Origin of the sequence: Streptomyces sp. NPDC088400, assembly GCF_044753355.1 — a bacterium.
Taxonomy (GTDB): domain Bacteria; phylum Actinomycetota; class Actinomycetes; order Streptomycetales; family Streptomycetaceae; genus Streptomyces.
On the sequence record NZ_JBIVMZ010000007.1, the window covers coordinates 1 to 17,531 of the forward strand.

The following is a 17,531-nucleotide window of genomic DNA, read 5'->3' on the forward strand; positions in this document are numbered from 1 at the left end:
CTACGAGTCCAGAAACCCCACCGTCACCCTCGCCGCATGACCATCCCAAACACCCGCACACCAGGCACCACGTCCTTGACGAAGGACATAGAGACACCCCCCCCAAGGCCGAGACGGCATCGGGTGCACAACAGCCCGCGAACACATCGTCCGCATGACCGGCTGCTGGAGCAGCATGCGCGGTCGTGGTCCACGCCGAGGACGCGATCATCCTCCTCATCACCACAGAGTCCGCACCGGCCCTCATGGTCTCGCCTCATCGCCTCGTACTGCTTGGGCGATATCCGGTACGTGTCGCATACTCGGCAGGCGGAACAGTAAGGCGCCAGTCCGTCGGGGTAAAGCGGCGACGCGGGGAACTCCGTCGCGGCCTTCCACGTGCCGCACATCCCGCACTCCTTGCGCCCCTCATCGTCACGCACCTGAGAGGCTCCAGGACGCCTGGACACGGGCAGCCTTGTCAGCGTCCCCTTCCGGTCCCGCTGGGCAGCGTGGCGCCCGCACAGGCCCTCACGGGCAGCTGCTCTACCGCAGCCGTCGAACGAGCAGAGCCGACGGGGCGGGGCGGGCCGTTCCGGGCGTTGAGATGTAGTGAACCGGCGGTATCTGGCTATGGCGTGTCCGGGGCATCTGGGGCCCACCATCGCCGTGTTGGCGCACTCGGCTTCCGCGCACGGTGGCCCTACAGAGTCGTTCACGATTCCTCCCGAGGATGGGAGGAGCGTCCTCCCTACCTCGTAGTTATCGGGTGCACGACGTCAGATGTGACGGCCGGCGCCGCTTCAACTCGCTCAGCCCGGAGGAGAGTGCGGGGATCGAGGAGCGGCACCGGCCGTGGCAGGGGGCGACGAGTACGTCTTCCCCCTACGATCTAGTTATCGGGTACGAGTTCCTGTCGACCTGAAACGCATTTCTTCCCGCCTCCCAGGGGCGGGCGCAAACTGACAAACTAACCCCCTATTTCTACTTCTCTCTAACGCGCGTTAGGAGAAAGGAAAATAGGGGGTAGTTTGGCTTTCTGCCCAGACTCGGCACACTGTCACTACCCGCAGTGATAACAGTCAACTGAACGGTGACTCAATGGAGTTACCCACATCGCCCTGTGGATAACTCGACCGGAGGAGGTGGGCGGCCGACGTCGACGAGGCGGGAGGGAGAGGTGCCCGGGGAGGCTCATCTGCGACTGGGATCCCCGGACACCGCAATTGAACCGTTACCTTAGAGATCGGCCTGATACGCCGCGTCGTCCAACGCATCCCGCTCGGGGTCGATATGTCCGGGGGTCACGAACTCCACAGACAGCCTACCTCTGACGTCCCGAGAGCCCCTGTACGTCTTCCCCACCGTCACCCGAAGCCCAACATCGTGGAGCATCCGACGGCACCCCTCAACGTCCCCTCGCTCCTTGGCCTGGCGCCACGCGTCGCCGTACGTGACGCCCGTGCGGATCTCTTCGGTTCGCGCAGGCACTACAGGACGCTCCTGAAGGCGCTCCAGCTTGTCGGAGCGCCCCTGAATCTGCTTACCAACGGCGACTGCCGCAGCGCCGCGGAGATTACCCAGTTGCCCCGCCAGAGTGTCGATGTCAGCCATCAACTCCGCGATCTCGTCACGGTGGTCAACACCGGGGATGGTGATCACCTCAACCAGCTCGAAGCCGCCCATGCGGTCCAGGAACGCCTCTTCGACGCACGCGTCCACCGGGTCGGCTGTGACGTACGCGGGCTTCGTGCACGCCCTCCCGTGGGCGCGTGCAGCGCATCGGTATTGACGCTTGGCCACTTTCCGGTTAGGCCCCGGAGCCATCCACCCTTGGTAGAGCTTCCCGCAGCATGATCCGCAGAAGGCCACGCCCAGCAGCGGATGTGCGTCTGACTTATTGCGCAACTCCCCATCGCCGTTTCGGTCGTCCATCTCCTTCTGGAGGCGCCGCCATGTCTCGTCATCGATGAGGACATCCCCCATCAACACCGGGTCCCCCACTTCATCTCGTACTGGCTCGCCGTCAAGCGTCATCCAGCCGCGCAGGCTCGGCTGACGAAGCAGTGAGCTGACCATTCCGGGATTCCAACGGGCGCCGGGATTCGTTTCCCTCGGCGGGGTGGCAACCTCTTTACGGTGGTTGGCCGGCGTAACGCCCGAGTGTTTTTTGTTCAGCCAGGCCGAAATGGCGTGGTAGGACTTCTTGTCGAGCACGAGCGAGACCATGTCGTCGATTATCGACGCTGTCTTTTCGTGACGTCCTAGCCACCACCCTTCGTCTTCATCCGGGTGTGGAATGGGGACGCGGCCGAAAGGAACCCTACCTCCGCCCCACCGGCCGACGCTCCGAAGGTACTCGGCCGCCCCTTGCGTCCTTTCTTTAATTGCCTGGACTTCCATCTGAGCGGCGAACGCAAGGATCATCAGAATGAGTTCCGACATGGGGGATGTCATGTCGAGTTCAAGACGCCCTCCGCCCGGACCTTCCGCGAATATGAGCCGCTTCTTGTGGTCCCGAGCCCACCCCGCAAGCCATGCCATGTCCCGCATGCTTCGAACTGCCCTGTCGAGACGCCACCATGCGATAGCGTCGAATTCGTCGGGACGCTCGAACCACGGTCCTAGCTCCGGCCGGTCTGCTGGTGCCACCTTTGCGGCGCTGACGTCGAGATCATCGGCCCATGCGACAACGCGTCCCCCGACGGACGCCGTTACGACCTCAATCGCTATCCCCTGTCGATCAAAGGACGTTGAGTTGTCCTTGACACGACTGAGCCGCCTAGCGCCTAACACGCGGGTTGTCATAGGTGCACTATACATACGCAGGTATCCCCCTACACGCATTGTCATACTGAATCCATTCCTTGCCGCGCAGGGCGTGTCCGACGGGCGACTTGACGCGCTCGGCGAACTCCATCACCTCGGCGTGCGCACCGGCCGTACCGCTGCCGCAGAAGAGCGTGACGCGTTCCGCCTCGTCGATCATGCGGGCGAGCTTCTCGATCTCCGCGTCCCCGGGGCGTACGGACGGCCGCGAGGTGATCATCGCGTGCTCCACCGCCTTCTCCGGGGCGGGCGCGGAGGCGATGTCGCCGGGCAGGGTGACCACGCTGACACCGCTCTGTCCGATCGCGTGCTGGATCGCCGTCTGGAGCAGCCGGGGCATCTGCTTCGGGCTGGAGATCATCTCGCTGTAGTGGCTGCACTCCTGGAACAGCCGGTCGGGGTGGGTCTCCTGGAAGTAGCTGAGGCCGATCTCGCCGGCTGGGATGTGGGAGGCGAGGGCGAGCACGGGGGCCATGGAGCGGTGGGCGTCGTACAGACCGTTGATGAGGTGCAGATTGCCGGGGCCGCAGGAGCCCGCGCAGGCGGCGAGCTTCCCGGTGATCTGGGCCTCGGCGCCGGCCGCGAAGGCGGCGGTCTCCTCGTGCCTGACCTGGATCCAGTCGATGGCGGGGGTACGGCGGATGGCGTCGACGACGGGGTTGAGGCTGTCGCCGACGACTCCGTACAGGCGCTGGACGCCCGCCCTGACGAGGATGTCGACCAACCCATGCCGGACGCGGTTACGCCTCCCAGACGCCGACGGCCGTGCGGTCGGCGGCGTGCCCCTTCACCTTGAGCTGGGTGTCCGACAAGTACTGGGACAAGCCCGGCGGATCCACGGGGCTCCAGCGGTCGGCCAGCTCACCGGCCAGTCCGGCCGCCCTTCCGTCTATCCTTCCGTCTGCCGGTCCGTCTGCCGATCCGTGTGCCGGGAAAGGCCCGGCGCGCAGCGGGTCGGCGAGACCGGTGCTGCACAGCAGGAGCGTGTCACCCCGTCTGGCGACGGAGGCCCGGAACCGGAACGGTTCGGCGGGCGGCACCGGCCGTTCGGCAGCGGGGGACGGCAGCTTCGTGATCCCCGGATCCATCGTGAGCCGCTCGCCCTCCGGGGTCTCGGCGGGCGGGGAGCCGAAACCGACGACAGGCTCGCCGGTGACGGCCGCGAGATCGGGGAGCGGCGGCTCCAGGTCCTGCCAGACTCCGTCCCTGAGCCGGAAGAGGCCGCCGTCGCCGACTCCGAAGAACACCCGGGTGCGGCACTCCGGATCGGCGGAGAGCAGCAGGCAGCGCAGGCTCGCGGTGTACTCGTGCGGCTCCACGCCGAGTTCGGCGGCGCGGGCCCGGAGCCGGCCGAGACCACGGTCGGTGAGCCGGTGCAGCCCGGATCTGAGATCGCCCCTGCGGCCGGCCCGGATGTCCTCGGACAGCCGGACATGGCTGCGCCCGACGGCGCCGCCCATCCAGCGGCAGGCGTCGATGGCGGCACGGGTGCTACGGGCCACGGCGACGAGGACGAGCGCGTCGGCGCCTTCCCCGAAGCGCGCGGTGAGCAGTGCGTCCCGTCGTGGCTCTCCCCGGTCGCGCGCGGAATCTCCCCGTACGGACACGGCCCGCAGGGTGTACGTCCCGTAACGCGCGCCGTCGAGGACGGTGTCGGCGACGATCTCGTCCACGCGCTCGGCGTGCGCCGGGGGCAGCGCGGTGGGATCGGGGTCATAGGCCGGTGGTCCACCGCCCGGAGAGGTGCCCGGGACGCGGGCGACGGGGACGCGGGCCGGGGGCGCGAGGTACGGGACGCGGGGGTCCGGGCGTTCCGCGCGGCGCGGTACGGCCGATGGAACTACCGCCGACGGAGGTACGGCCGGTGGTTCCGGCTGCTCCCACCAAGCGCGTTGCGCCGTTGTCCCGCCTTCCGCGAGGGTCTCCATGTCGAGGTCAAGGTCGATATCCGCGTCCACGTCCGTGCCCGGGGCCTCGTACGGGGGCTGGTCCGGGGTCTCGTCCGGAGTCTCGTCCGGGGTCTCCTGGGCGTCGGTCGAGGCGCCCGTCGACCCGTCCGTGTCTCCAGCCGCATACCCCGGCACGTCCCCCGCCGGGTGTCTCACCGCGTCCGCCGCCGAGTCGAAGCGGTCGTCGAGTGTGTCGCCCGCAGCCGTGCCGCCGGGGCCGGTGTCCGGCACGGACGCGTCGTACAGCCGGTTCCACCAGTCGTCGCCGGACGGCCTCTCCCGCTGCTGGCTCATGCTCCTATTGTCGACCGCGCCGCGCGTACGAAACGGCCCTTGCGGAAAATGAGTTCGCCGGACGGCCCCACCCCCCACGGGAAGGACGCCCGGCGAACCTTCACAGATTCAGCGCGGGGGCGGATACGCGGAAGCGGAGCCGCACGTATCGCTCTCCCGGGCAAATCCAGGCCATGAACACCGAAGAGGCATATGACCGGGGTCTGTTGCTGCTGTGATGGCGCCCACCCTGGCAGAGTGTCAGGCCGTACGGGGGATGATGGACCTGGCGGGTTTACGCCATGGCCGGTACCCGCCATGGCGCGCCGGAGAGGCCGTGCCGGCAGTCGGGGAACGACAGGTCCGGACCGGCAGGTTCAGGGAGGGAAACAGGGATGCTGGGAGCGATAGGTCTCGACGAGAGACAGGAATCCGCGTATCGCGCGCTGGTGGCGGTCGGAGCCTCGGATGTCGTTGATCTGGCCCACCGGCTCGCTCTCCCCGAGCCGGACACCGAAGAAGCCCTGCGCAGACTGGAACGGCAGGGTCTGGCCGCGCAGTCCTCGTCCGGAACCGGCCGGTGGGTCGCGGCGTCGCCCGCCGTCGCGCTGGGCGCGCTGCTCACCCAGCACCGCCATGAGCTGGAACGGGCCGAGTTGACCGCGGTACGGCTCGCCGAGGAGTACCGCGCTGAGGCCACCGAACAGGCCGTACACGATCTCGTGGAGGTGGTGACCGGCGCGAGTGCCGTGGCCCACCGTTTCCTCCAACTCCAGCTGAGTGCCGCCGAGGAGGTCCGCGCCCTGGTCACGGCGAAACCCGTCGCCGTCAACTGGATCGACAACGAGGCCGAGGAACGGGCGGCGGACCGGGGCGTCGGCTACCGGGTGGTGATCGAGCGCGAGGTGCTCTCGCTGCCCGCCGCCATGACCGAACTCGCCACGGTGCTCGGCCGGCACGAACGGGTCCGGACCACCGAGCGGGTACCCACGAAACTGGTGATCGCCGACCGAAGTCTGGCGATGGTCCCCCTGACATGCCGCGGGGCGGAACCCACCGCCCTGGTCGTCCATGCCAGCGGCCTGCTGGATTCGCTGATGGGCCTGTTCGAGGCGGTATGGCGCGAAGGGCTGCCCCTGCGGCTCGGCACGGACGGCGCGGTGACGGAAGGCGAGCTGCCGGGGCCGGACACCATCGACCTGGAGATCCTGTCGTTGCTGCTCGCCGGGATGACGGACGCCAGCGTCGCCAAACAGCTGGACCTGGGTCTGCGGACGGTCCAGCGCCGGGTGAGGGGACTGATGGAGCTGGGCGGCGTGACGACGCGGCTCCAGCTGGGCTGGCACGCGTACGAGAAGGGCTGGGTGGCACGCGAGCGGCAGACATGAAGCGGATGCCCCTGCCCCCGGGGCGGGCCTGCGGATACGAGCCGGATCGCGAACTGCGGGAAGGAGCGGGGTCCTGCACAGTTGGCAGATGGACGTGTGGCAGCTCGTGCTGGTGGGCCTGGTCCTGCTGCTCGGCCTGTTCGGCGTGCTGGTCCCGGGTGTGCCGGGGCAGGCGATCGTATGGGCCGCCGTGCTCTGGTGGGCGCTGACCTCCCCCACCCGGCTGGCCTGGTCCGTCCTGATCGGGGCGACGGCGCTGCTCCTTCTGAACCAGGCGCTCAGGCCCCTGCTGCCGACCCGCCGCACACGCAGCACCGGGGCCCCGCGCCGCACGCTGCTGGTGGGCGGGATCGCCGGGATCGTGGGCTTCTTCGTGGTGCCGGTGCTGGGCGGGATCCTGGGTTTCGTCGGCGGGATCTACGGCGCGGAGCGGGTACGGCTCGGCAGCCACCGGGACGGCCGGGCATCGGCCCGTACGGTCATGCGCACGGCGGGTTGCCCGCTGCTGGTGGAGCTGTTCGCGTGCCTGCTGGTGGTGGGCGCCTGGCTGAGCGCGGTGATCTGGGGCTGACGGATCAGGACCGGGACCGATCCCGGGACCGGGACCGGGACCGGGATCGGGATCGGGATCGGGACCATGACCGGCACCGCTTCCGATGCGGTGTACGGCGTAACCGTGTGACGCTGGGATCATGACCGAATTCAGCGAGGCCGAGCGCGTATATCTGAGATCCCAGCGGCTGGGACGAATGGCGACGGTCGACCCCAAGGGCCAGCCGCAGGCGAATCCCGTCGGCTTCTTCCCTCAGGACGACGGAACCATCCTGATCGGTGGTTTCGCTCTGGGGACGACGAAGAAGTGGCGCAATCTCCAGACGAATCCACGGGTGGCGCTCGTCGTCGACGATGTGGTGAGCACCGAGCCGTGGACGGTACGGGGCGTGGACATCCGGGGTGAGGCGGAACTGCTGACCGGGCCGCACGACCTGGGGCCGCACTTCAGCGAGGAGCTGATCCGTATTCACTCTCGTAAGATCCACAGTTGGGGCCTCGACTGAGGGCGTCTCAGCCATACGGGGCGGGGCAGCATCAGCCATACGTGGCGGAGCGGGCCCGTAGGTGCCGCACCGCGTAGGAACGCCAGGGCCGCCACGCCTCCTCGTCCTCCTCGCCCTCGGGCGCCACATCGGGATCGCCGAGCGCCCGCATCCGGATCAGCGCGGCGGTCCGGGGCGTCACACCGGACACGGCGAGGAGCGTGAGCTCGGCCTCGTCGCGGTCGGCTCCGGGATCGAGCCGTACGGTCCCGTCGGCGAGCGCGGCCGCGAGCGGGCCCGCGACGGGGTCGTCGCGCAGCGCCGACGGCTCCGGGAACAGCCGGGTGAGTTCGCCGCTCGGGTGCTCCAGCGCCTGCCCGTACCTCTCGACGAGCGAGCCGGCCGCCGCGTAGCCGACGAGCGCGCGCAGCGCGTACTCCTCCGGATCCGCGGCGCCGGGCGAGCGCAGCCCGGGGCGGGCGAGGACGAGAGGGGCGAGGCGCGGATCGGCGCCTAGGCGTTCGTCCACGGCGTACGGGTCGGCATCGAGGTCGAAGAGGCGGCGCAGCCGCTGGACGACGGTGGTGAGATCGCGCAGGTCAGTGAGGTGGATCCGGGCCTCCAGCCAGCCGCTTCTGGCCCGTGCGGCACCGGCCGGGAGGGTCTCTTCGACGGCTACGGTGCCGGGACCGTGAGGCAGCCGCAGCGTACGGCGGTAGGTGCGGCCGCCCGGTTCACCGGTGACCTCCTCGACGTGGGGGATCGCCTCGCGGGCGAGGAGGTCGAAGACTTCGCGTGCGGCGTACGGACCCCGGTAGGCGAGGCGCAGCGGAATGCCTGCGGAGGCGGGCACGTCGGTGGCGGTGCCAGGTCTGGTGCCGGTGCCGGGTCCAGTGCCGGTATCGCGTCCGGCGGATCCGCCGGAGGCACGGTCGCGCGGGGAGCGCGCCTCGCGCACCGGCGCCACCGAACTCGCCCTGTCCGTCGTACCGATCGCCCCCGCCGAACCGGCCGTACCCACCGCCGTACGCATACCCGCCCTCGTCGCCGTACCCGTACCCGCTCCCCTGCCCGCTCTCATCCCCGTACCGGACTCGGTCCGCAGCTCGCTGGGTGTACGGGCGTAGATCTGCCGGATCGTGTCGTTGAACTGGCGCACGCTCGCGAACCCCGCCGCGAACGCGATCTCCGTGACCGGCAGTTCGGTCGTCTGGAGCAGGACCCGGGCCGTGTGCGCCCGCTGGGCGCGGGCGAGCGCGACGGGCCCCGCGCCCAGCTCCGCGTTGAGCTGGCGCTGTACCTGCCGGGTGCTGTAGCCGAGGCGTCCGGCCAGCCCGGGGACCCCCTCCCGGTCCACGATCCCGTCGCTGATCATCCGCATCGCGCGGCCGACGACATCGGCGCGTACGTTCCACTCCGCCGACCCGGGGACGGCGTCTGGCCTGCACCGACGGCAGGCGCGGAAGCCCTGGCCCTGGGCGGCGGCCGCGGTCGGATAGAACCGGACGTTCTTCCGCTTCGGGGTCACCGCGGGGCAGCTCGGCCGGCAGTAGATGCCGGTGGTCTCGACGGCGAAGAAGAACGCGCCGTCGAACCGCGCGTCGCGGCTGGTGACCGCTTCGTATCTGGTCTCCTCGTCCATCACGAGTCCCAGTGTGCGGCAGCGCGGGCCGCCGCACTCGCGGATTTCGGACACGATCTTCGTACAGGTGCAGATGGGCCGGTACCGGTGGGCCGTACCCGGCCCCGGCCCACCGGGTACCGGCCCCTCAGAGCGACGGATCTCCGGGCCCGCCCCTACCGAACACGCCCCCGCTTGGCCTCCATGGCCGCACGCCCCTCGGCGCCCTTGCGCTTCCAGTCACGCCGGATCTCGCTGCGCAGCCGGGCGTCGGTCTTGGCGACGATGCGCTGGTTCTCCCGCAACAGCTTGCGGTAGCTCTCCAACCGGCGCACGGGCAGCGATCCGTACTCCACCGCGGCGAGCACCGCACACCCCGGCTCCGACTCGTGAGCGCAGTCGTGGAATCGGCACTCCTCGGCGAATCCCTCGATCTCCGAGAAGACCTGCCCGACGCCGGCCTCCGCGTCCCACAGCCCGACACCCCGCAGCCCGGGGGTGTCGATGAGTACGCCGCCACCGGGCAGCGCGAGGAGATTGCGGGTCGTGGTGGTGTGCCGCCCCTTTCCGTCGATGTCACGAATGGCCTGCACTTCCATGGCCTCGTCCCCGAACAGCGCGTTGGCGAGGGTCGACTTGCCCGCCCCGGAAACGCCCAGCAGCACGCTCGTACCACCCGACAGAACGGCGGACAGGACCTCGATCCCCTCCCCCGTCTCCGAACTGACGGCGAGCACCTGCACACCGGGCGCGGCGCTCCCGACGTCCTCGACGAGATGACCGAGCACGACGGGATCACTCACGAGATCGGCCTTGGTGAGCACGATGAGCGGCAGGGCGCCGCTCTCCCACCCCAAGGCAAGGAAGCGTTCGATCCGGCCCAGGTCGAGCTCGGCCGCGAGCGGGACCGCGATGACCGCGTGGTCGACATTGGCCGCCAGGATCTGCCCCTCGGAACGCTTCGATGACGTCGAGCGTACGAAGGCGGTACGGCGCGGCAGCAGCGTCCGTACGTACCGCGGCTCGCCGCCTTCCGGGTCGACGGCGACCCAGTCCCCCGTGCACACCACCTTCATCGGATCACGCGGCACGACGAACTCCGTGTCGGCCCGCACGGTGCCACCCGGGGTGACGACATCACACAGCCCACGATCCACCCGCACGACCCGGCCGGGCAGCAACCCCTGGGCGGCGTACGGGGCGAACTCGGCCTCCCAGCCCGCGTCCCAGCCGTACCGGGCCAGCGGATGCGAAGCGGAGGAAACCTGAAGAGAAGAGAAAGACAAGGGGAAACCCTTCAAAGGGTGGCCCCGGCACGCGCACACAGGCGCGGAAGTGAAACGGGAAGGTCAGCCGGAGACCACAGGGATGAGAACGATGAACCTCTGAACCTGGGCGACACCCAGCGCAGTGACAGTCATCAATGTCCTCACCTCCTGCTTCTCAACGCTCCAACAACAGCCCAAAAGCGGCACGTTACGACCACCGCCCCGGACGACACTCACCCTAACCGGACCTCGCACACCACCGCGAGGCATTTACCCGGCCCCCTGTGGCAAGACCTGTGGGCCGCGATAATCGTGCGTGTCGTCAACGGCGCCCTGCCGGAATCAACTGGAGCCCGACATCATGAGCAACTCGCTTCAGGACCCCTATTTCCTGCGGGACCCCTACCCCGCCTACGCGAAGCTGCGGTCCACGAGCCCGGTGCAGGCCATTCCCACCGGCTCCGGTGGACACAACAGCTACCTCGTCACCGGATATGCCGAAGCCCGACAGGCCCTCGGCGACCCGCGGCTCTCGAAGGACACCGCCGCGTTCTTCGCCGACAAACCGTCACGACGCAATCTGCACCCCGCGGTGGCGCAGACCATGCTGGCCGGCGACCCGCCCCGGCACACACGCCTGCGCCGACTGGTCACCAAGGCGTTCACCACAGGCGCGGTGACCCAGTTGCGCCCGTACATCGCCCAGGTGACCGACGCTCTGCTGGACCACTGGCCCGCCGGCGGGGAAGCCGATCTTGTCGCCGGCCTCGCCGCACCGCTTCCCGTCATCGTGATCTGCGAGCTGCTCGGCGTACCGGAGACCGACCGGTCCGAGGTCCAGCGCTGGTCGGCCGAGCTGTTCGCCGCCGGGAAACCTGACGTGATCGACGCGGCCTCGCACGCCATGGCGGACTACATGGCGAGCCTCATCAGCGCCAAGCGCCGCCAGCCCGGCGACGCGCTCCTCGACCGCCTGATCTCGGCCCGCGACGGCGAAGACCAGCTGAGCGAGGACGAACTCGTCTCCCTCGCCGTGCTGCTCCTCGTCGCGGGACACGAGACCACCACCAACTTCGTCGGCAACGCCGTCCTGGCCCTGCTCCAGCACCCCACCGAGCTGGAACGTCTACGCGACAATCCCGACCGCGTCCCGACAGCGCTCGACGAACTGCTCCGCTTCGACTCCCCCATCAGCACGGCAACCTTCCGCTACGCCACGGAGGACATCACTCTCGGCGATACGCCGATCCCCGCCGGCGCACCCGTGCAGGTCGCCCCCGGGGCCGCCAACCGTGACCCCGAACGTTTCCCCTCCCCCGACCAACTCGACCTGGGCCGGGAAGCCGGTGGCCACCTCGCCTTCGGGCACGGCATCCACCGATGCCTAGGCGCACCCCTGGCCAAGGCCGAAGCGGAGATCGCTCTACGGGCGCTCCTGATCCGCTTCCCTCGAATGCGGCTCAGCGTCCCCTCGGATCAACTGCGGTGGCGGCACACACGCCTGATGCGCGGGTTGGCCTCTCTGCCCTTGCATACCTGAGTGTCCTGAGTGTCCTCCCTCCGCTCAGGTGCGCAGGAACCGCATGCGGTCGGTGACGTCCTCAAGGCTCCGGCGGGCCGGTTGTACCGAGACGCCGGGCGTGCCTATGTCCAGGGAGCCCAGGAGCTGTTCGTCCGGGCGGACGCCCAACAGGTTCCGGGTGCCCGGGCTTTGGCACAACCGGCCCGTACGCCAGATGCTGCCGAAGCCGCGTGCGTGCAGTAACAGCATCAAGCCGTAGGCGACGTTGCTCGCCGAAGCGAGCTGCTCCCATTCGGGCACCCGGTGCTCCGCCGTCGGGGAGAAGACGAGCACCGCCTTCAGGGGTGCTCGCATGAACTTCTTCTCGACCAGGGCCCGTTCCTCGGGCTCGGCCTCGGCGGCGAGGCAGGCGCCGACCGCCTCCAGGTCCGCGTCTCTCAGCAGGATCCAGCGCCATGGGCGCAGTCTGCCGTGGTCGGGAGCCGCGGCCGCTCCCTTCAGCAGGTAGGCGAACTCCTGGTCCGAGGGAGCCGGACCGCGGAGCGAGTGGATGCTACGGCGCGTCAGAATGGCCGTCATGACGTCCAAGGCAGGTGCTCCTCAGCGCAGATGGTGAACGGAAGACGGGTCGGTACAGCGGATGTGCGGCCGATGCACAGGAGCGTGCGGTTCACAGACGTGAGGGGCGGGGCCGAGCGGCATCGCCGTCCTGGACGAGCAGCCCCCGAGGGCTCTCGGGTGCCGCTTGTCCGCGGGCGATGGACCGGTCACGGGTCCTTGTGGATCGGTCACGAGTCCTTGAGGAGCATCAACTCGCCCTTGCCGATGGGCAGCAGGACTCCGGAGAAGTCGTCCGACGCCTCGACCAGCCGGTTGAAGTCCTCCAACTGGTGGGCGTGGGAAACGGCGTTGTCGACCACGAGCAGGCAGCCGTCCGCAAGGATCCGCCGCAGCGAGTCCCACCAGCCGACATACTCCGCGCGGTTACTGTCCAGAAAGACGAAGTCGTACTCGCCGACGTCGCGCGAGGCGATGAAACGGCCCGCGTCGTCGGTGATCTGCCGGATCCGGGACTGGAGGCCGGCACGCCGGAAGTTCCGCTCGGCCATCGTCACCTTGTCGTCGGCCTGCTCGACCGTCGTGACCGACCCTTCCGGGCCCACGGCGTCGGCGAGCCACAAGGTCGAGTAGCCGTTGGACGTGCCGATCTCCAGAACGTTCCGTGCCTTGCAGGCTTTGACGAGCAGCGCGAGAAACGTGCCGGTGTCGGGCGTGATGTTCAGCATCTTCCGGCTTCGTTCGTCCGTGGACGAGTCGTTGGCCTCGCCGAATTCCTCTAACTCGCGCAGCAACTCGGCGAAGGCCGGTTCCATGATGTATCCCCTCGTCAACTAATGGTTCGGTGTCACTTGGCCAGATTCTGGGCCGTGATGTAGAGGCCGAGGAGCACCAGAGCGGTACAGAGTACCGTGTGAAATTTCTCCTCGGGGATGCTGCGGCGGATCCTGTTCCCGATCGACATTCCCAGAAAGGCCGGCGCCAGGGACACCGCGGACATGGCGAGGAGGTTCGCGTCCAGGAGGTCCTGGGTGCGCAGCGACCACGCCAGGGAAACCGTCGACAGCGTGAAGAGGATCCCCATGCTCTGGATCAACTGGTCCCGCAGCAGGCCGATCGACTGAAGGTAGAAGACACCCGGGACGGCCGACGATCCGGTGATTCCCGTGAGAAATCCGTTGACGGCCCCGAGGAGCGCGCCCACGGGGTGATTCCACCATTTCTCCCTGATGTTCACCCGCAGTCGGAACAGACCGAGAATCCCGTAGACGGAGAGCCCGATGCCGAGCAGGGCGGACATCACGTCCGCCCGGAAGTAGCTCAGCGTCAGCGCGCCCGACAGGGTGAACAAAGTGGCGGCCAAGAGAAACGGCCAGGTGAGAAGGATGATTTTCCGCCCGTGGCCGCCGCGCACCGCCTGGAATACGTTGGTCAGGAACGTCGGGATGATGATCAGCGCCTTGGCGGGCTGAATTCCGATCGTTGCCGTGAGAATTCCGAGGACGACGGGCGGCAGGCCCAGGCCGGTCAGACCCTTGAACAACCCACCTACGAAGAACGTGAGAACGATCAGCACGAAAGTGGTCAGCTGGAACGAGAAGGGGGCAGCGTCGGTCACGGCTGGGCGGCGGCCTTCGGGTGCTCGGCTTCGATTCCGCAGTCCACGAAGCAGCGCAGCGCCTGCACCACGTCGGTCTGCTCGTCCGGGGTCAGGTCCGCCGGCTTCTCCGACGCGAAGCGGTCGACGAGTTCGAGGACGTCGGCCTTGCGATTCTCGATGTACACGTCGGCGTCCGCCACGTGTGTCGCCGTGCGGTCGGCGACCTTCCCCGCGAGCCCTTCGGCGGCCGGCACGAAGTTGATGTCGAACGTGCCGAGTTGGAGGAGGACGTACCGCGAGGGCGTTCCGACGGGTGCTCCGTTGACGAACCGGTGCTTGTTCGTGCGGGGCACCTGGAAGACCTCGCCGGGAAGCACGGTGAATACCTCGCCGGCTTCGGGGAGTTCGATGGCGATCTGTCCTCTGGAGCAGTACACCATGTCCGACACTTCGTTGTGGAAGTGGTAGGGAACGGCTTCGTGGTCGAGATTGAACACGCTGACCCGTATACCGTTCTGATAGTAGAACTCTTTCATTTCCATCGCTCAACTCCCTGTTTCGGTGATGATCAGCCCTGAGTCGTCCGGGGCGGTGGTGGGTTGCGGCGTTTCGGTCGCGGCGTCGGCCCAGTCAGCGGCGACCTGCTCGGCCGCCTTCACGAAGGCTCCGGCGTAATTGTGTTCGTTCTGCCAGAACCTGACGGGGGAACCGTACGAGGACAGATGCGGCGACGGTCCGTAAAGACTGCCCACACGCCTCGTCACCCGGTATGTTCCGAGCGGGTCGAGGGCCAACCCGCCGGTGACGTATCCCGATTCCTCGTGGCGCACGATCTCGCCCCGCCGGAGGAGGTTCCGCACCAGTGACGAAGGGTGGCGTTCCAGGCTGAAATCCTGTGTCTTGGCCCGTACTACGCAGTCGGCTCGCAGACTGGAACGCTCGCCGTCAGCAGTCTCGTACGCGATCACGAATCCGCCGTCCTCGTGCACGCTGACCGGTGGCCCCGCGTACCCGTGTTTCACGGTGGACAGAACTCCGGAGTCCATGAGGGCGATCAGTTTCTCCGCGTTCACCCTCGGCATCGGCACCGCCGTCCGAATGAAGTGCGTGTCGAACAGGCGGTCGTACACGGCCTTGTCACTGGGCGCCAGTTCCCGGTAGAAGCACATCCTTCGCGCTTTCAGGACAAGCGTGTGGACGAGGTTTCCATGATGTGAGTCCCGAAGGTCGCTTTCGAGTTTCTCCCTGGCCGAGGAGTGCCGGGGATTTTCGACGTCGTGCCACCCCAGCGCCCCATCGGTCGCTCCGCGCAGCTCCTTGTCCAACAGGTCCAGAATGGGCTCGATCCTCAACTGCCCCTGGCATTCGCTCCGGATACCGGCGAGGGCGTCCGGGGTGAGGTGGGACAGTTCATGGTCGGCGAGCGGGCCCCGGACGGGGGGAAAGAACCCGGAGCGTGATCCGACGACGATGTGGAGCGGTTCCTCTCCCGGTCCCGACGGCGCCGGCCGGTAGGAGGCGACGTGTCCGTCGGCCGTGTACGTGAACACGCCCTCGCCGCACAGCGTCATGATGGCGTCGATGCCGCTCGGCCCCATCCCCTGGACGTAGACGCGCGGACGCGCGCCCGGTGTCCGCCGTGACCGGACACGGCCGGCGACGACGGACCGGAGCCTGCCGGGCGGATAGGGCGCCGGGATGTACCCCTCTTGTTCCGCGAGCGCGTCGCTCTCCGTGGACTGCCAGTGCCCGGTGCTCAGCAGCACCCGGTCGAGTCCGTCCAGGCTGAACTCGCGGCCGGTGCCGAGGTCACGGACCAGGACGGAGAAGCCGTCCTCCGCCATCCGCCCGTCGAAGACCTCGTGCCCCACGTACTGCTGCACTTCGATCCCGTGGTCCCGGGCAATTTTCACGGCGTCCTGGAACCGGTGTTCCAGGTACAGGCCGAACAGGGCCCGCGGATAGAACTCGCCGTCCTCGGGCTTCCATTCCGTCGGCTCGATCCCGGGGTGGGTCTCCAGGATGAGTTCCGGATGGTCGGCGACGAGCCAGGTCTTGCTCTCGGCGAGCCAGTCGACGAAGTCGTTGCCATGGATCCCCATGGTGCTCGCTTCGTTGTTGCACCGGTGCCCGAGTTGGGCGTTGTCCTTGGCGTAGGGGTATCCGGGGCCGTTCACCGACCCCCGCTCCACCGTGGCGATCGTGATCGCGGAACGGTGGAGCGGGGACAGACGGCCTGGAATGGTCAGTTCTCGGACCAGATGCCACAGCGCGCAGGTACCGGCGAATCCGGCGCCGATGACGCAGTATCTGACCGTTCCTACCGAGTTGGCTTTCAGCTCAGGGCTCCAGACGGCTGAGGGCATGCCTGATGCGTATGCCGGCTTGGCTCAGGATGGAACTCGTGCGGCCGCAGTTGATCCGCACGAAGTGGCTGAGGTCCTTCTCCTTCGCGAAGTGGTTGCCGCAGATCGTGGCGACCTTCGCCTCCCCCAACAGGAACTGGTCGGCCGTGACGTAGCCGTGCTCCTGGTAGGCGTGGGCGTAGCTCGACAGGTCGACGAAGAGGAAATACCCCCCTTGGGGAGGCCTGACCCGCAGCGAGGGAACGGCCTCCAGCTCGCGAAGCATCGCCTCCAGGTTCGTGCGCGCGGTCCTGGCCCTCGCCGTCGCCACGTCGTCCATCTCCGGCTGGAGCGCGATGTGCGTCGCCACCTGGCCGTAAGTGGACGCGAACGACGTGAGGTTGACCTGGGCCCGGGAGGCGGCCTCGACGATGTCCGCCGGCCCGCACAGATAGCCGATCCGGTCCCCGTGCATGCCGTACGTCTTGCCGGGGCCGGTCACCGTGAGCGTCCACGGCCGCATCGGTGAGAGGCTCCCGTCGGGAAGCAACGCCTCGATGGCGGCGAACGTCTGGGCGCGGTCATCCAGGACATGAGCCTCGTAGGGGCAGTCGAACAGGACGTAGATCGGGCTCGCGCCGTCGGCCTCGCGCCGCAGGTTGTGCCGGGCGACGACCTGTGCCAGCGCGGAGAGTTCCTCCGTCGAGTAGATCTTGCCCGTCGGGTTGATGCAGTCGCCGAGCACCACGATCTTGGTGCGGTCGGAGATCGCCTGCTCGAGCGCCGGCGCCGTCAGCCCGTCCTCGGCCGTGACCAGGACCGTCGTCGGTACGGCCTCGTGCAGCAGCACCATGTCGGAGTAGTGCGGCCAGTTGGGCACCGGGACGACGACCTCGTCGCCCGGGTCCAGCAGGGCATGGAACGCCACGGAGATGGAACCCTTCACGCCACCGGGCGTCACCAGGATCTCGTTCTCCGGATCGTATTCGATCCCGTGCAGACGGCTCACGCGCGCCGCAATGGATTCCCGCAGAAAGGGAAATCCCTTGACGGGGGCGAACGCATGGATCACGCCGGATTTCTTCTGGATGAAATCGATCACGCCGCGGTCGATCCGAGGATCGGCGGGAGTATCCAGAGCGCCTATGCTGAGGTCGATCAC

Annotated in this window: 15 protein-coding genes and 1 pseudogene; 4 read left to right on the forward strand and 12 right to left on the reverse strand. The window is 68.1% G+C overall.

The window, feature by feature from the left end:
- Nucleotides 1-23: 23 nt before the first annotated feature.
- The 4 genes and pseudogenes from ACIQD6_RS18650 to ACIQD6_RS18665 all read right to left on the reverse strand — a co-directional run bounded on the left by ACIQD6_RS18650 (nucleotide 24) and on the right by ACIQD6_RS18665 (nucleotide 5,051).
- Nucleotides 24-644, reverse strand: a complete 621-nt coding sequence (locus ACIQD6_RS18650; RefSeq protein ID WP_401884423.1) for an endonuclease domain-containing protein — start codon at nucleotides 642-644, stop codon at nucleotides 24-26.
- Nucleotides 645-1,218: 574 nt separating this feature from the next.
- Entirely contained in the window at nucleotides 1,219-2,787 is a 1,569-nt protein-coding gene (locus ACIQD6_RS18655) for a recombinase family protein (RefSeq protein WP_401883841.1), read from the reverse strand.
- 37 nt (nucleotides 2,788-2,824) lie between these two features.
- Nucleotides 2,825-3,532 (reverse strand): annotated as a pseudogene (locus ACIQD6_RS18660) (thiamine pyrophosphate-binding protein); the annotation flags it as partial.
- Nucleotides 3,533-3,548: 16 nt separating this feature from the next.
- Nucleotides 3,549-5,051, reverse strand: coding sequence for a protein phosphatase 2C domain-containing protein (locus ACIQD6_RS18665; RefSeq protein WP_401883843.1), 1,503 nt, complete (start codon nucleotides 5,049-5,051; stop codon nucleotides 3,549-3,551).
- Nucleotides 5,052-5,425: 374 nt separating this feature from the next.
- Between ACIQD6_RS18665 and ACIQD6_RS18670 the strand changes: the two genes are divergently transcribed.
- From ACIQD6_RS18670 to ACIQD6_RS18680, 3 genes are all read left to right on the forward strand, one after another.
- The gene (locus tag ACIQD6_RS18670; protein ID WP_401883845.1) at nucleotides 5,426-6,418 is read left to right on the forward strand and encodes a helix-turn-helix domain-containing protein; all 993 of its coding nucleotides are present in this window, start codon (nucleotides 5,426-5,428) and stop codon (nucleotides 6,416-6,418) included.
- Nucleotides 6,419-6,506: 88 nt separating this feature from the next.
- Nucleotides 6,507-6,989, forward strand: coding sequence for a DUF456 domain-containing protein (locus ACIQD6_RS18675; protein WP_401883847.1), 483 nt, complete (start codon nucleotides 6,507-6,509; stop codon nucleotides 6,987-6,989).
- Nucleotides 6,990-7,110: 121 nt separating this feature from the next.
- The gene (locus tag ACIQD6_RS18680; protein ID WP_401883849.1) at nucleotides 7,111-7,476 is read left to right on the forward strand and encodes a PPOX class F420-dependent oxidoreductase; all 366 of its coding nucleotides are present in this window, start codon (nucleotides 7,111-7,113) and stop codon (nucleotides 7,474-7,476) included.
- A 31-nt stretch (nucleotides 7,477-7,507) separates the two neighbouring features.
- On the opposite strand, the gene ACIQD6_RS18685 is transcribed toward ACIQD6_RS18680, so the two are convergent.
- Nucleotides 7,508-9,097 (reverse strand): AlkA N-terminal domain-containing protein, encoded by a 1,590-nt coding sequence (locus ACIQD6_RS18685; RefSeq protein WP_401884425.1) that lies wholly within the window; start codon nucleotides 9,095-9,097, stop codon nucleotides 7,508-7,510.
- 155 nt (nucleotides 9,098-9,252) lie between these two features.
- Nucleotides 9,253-10,362: a ribosome small subunit-dependent GTPase A gene (rsgA, locus tag ACIQD6_RS18690; protein ID WP_401883850.1), complete on the reverse strand. Its 1,110-nt coding sequence runs from the start codon at nucleotides 10,360-10,362 to the stop codon at nucleotides 9,253-9,255.
- Nucleotides 10,363-10,705: 343 nt separating this feature from the next.
- On the opposite strand from rsgA, the gene ACIQD6_RS18695 reads away from it, so the two are divergent.
- Nucleotides 10,706-11,884 (forward strand): cytochrome P450, encoded by a 1,179-nt coding sequence (locus tag ACIQD6_RS18695; protein WP_401883852.1) that lies wholly within the window; start codon nucleotides 10,706-10,708, stop codon nucleotides 11,882-11,884.
- A gap of 24 nt (nucleotides 11,885-11,908) precedes the next feature.
- On the opposite strand, the gene ACIQD6_RS18700 is transcribed toward ACIQD6_RS18695, so the two are convergent.
- The 6 genes from ACIQD6_RS18700 to ACIQD6_RS18725 form a co-directional block, all read right to left on the reverse strand.
- The gene (locus tag ACIQD6_RS18700) at nucleotides 11,909-12,445 is read right to left on the reverse strand and encodes a nitroreductase family protein (protein WP_401883854.1); all 537 of its coding nucleotides are present in this window, start codon (nucleotides 12,443-12,445) and stop codon (nucleotides 11,909-11,911) included.
- 209 nt (nucleotides 12,446-12,654) lie between these two features.
- Complete coding sequence (locus ACIQD6_RS18705) at nucleotides 12,655-13,239, reverse strand: O-methyltransferase (RefSeq protein WP_401883856.1); 585 nt, start codon at nucleotides 13,237-13,239, stop codon at nucleotides 12,655-12,657.
- Nucleotides 13,240-13,271: 32 nt separating this feature from the next.
- Nucleotides 13,272-14,042, reverse strand: coding sequence for a sulfite exporter TauE/SafE family protein (locus ACIQD6_RS18710; protein WP_401883858.1), 771 nt, complete (start codon nucleotides 14,040-14,042; stop codon nucleotides 13,272-13,274).
- A complete protein-coding gene (locus ACIQD6_RS18715; protein WP_401883860.1) occupies nucleotides 14,039-14,566 on the reverse strand; it encodes a cupin domain-containing protein in 528 nt (175 codons plus the stop codon). Before ACIQD6_RS18715 ends, ACIQD6_RS18710 begins: the two co-directional genes overlap by 4 nt.
- 3 nt (nucleotides 14,567-14,569) lie before the next feature.
- Complete coding sequence (locus tag ACIQD6_RS18720) at nucleotides 14,570-16,390, reverse strand: FAD/NAD(P)-binding protein (RefSeq protein ID WP_401883862.1); 1,821 nt, start codon at nucleotides 16,388-16,390, stop codon at nucleotides 14,570-14,572.
- Complete coding sequence (locus ACIQD6_RS18725) at nucleotides 16,365-17,531, reverse strand: pyridoxal phosphate-dependent aminotransferase (RefSeq protein WP_401883864.1); 1,167 nt, start codon at nucleotides 17,529-17,531, stop codon at nucleotides 16,365-16,367. Before ACIQD6_RS18725 ends, ACIQD6_RS18720 begins: the two co-directional genes overlap by 26 nt.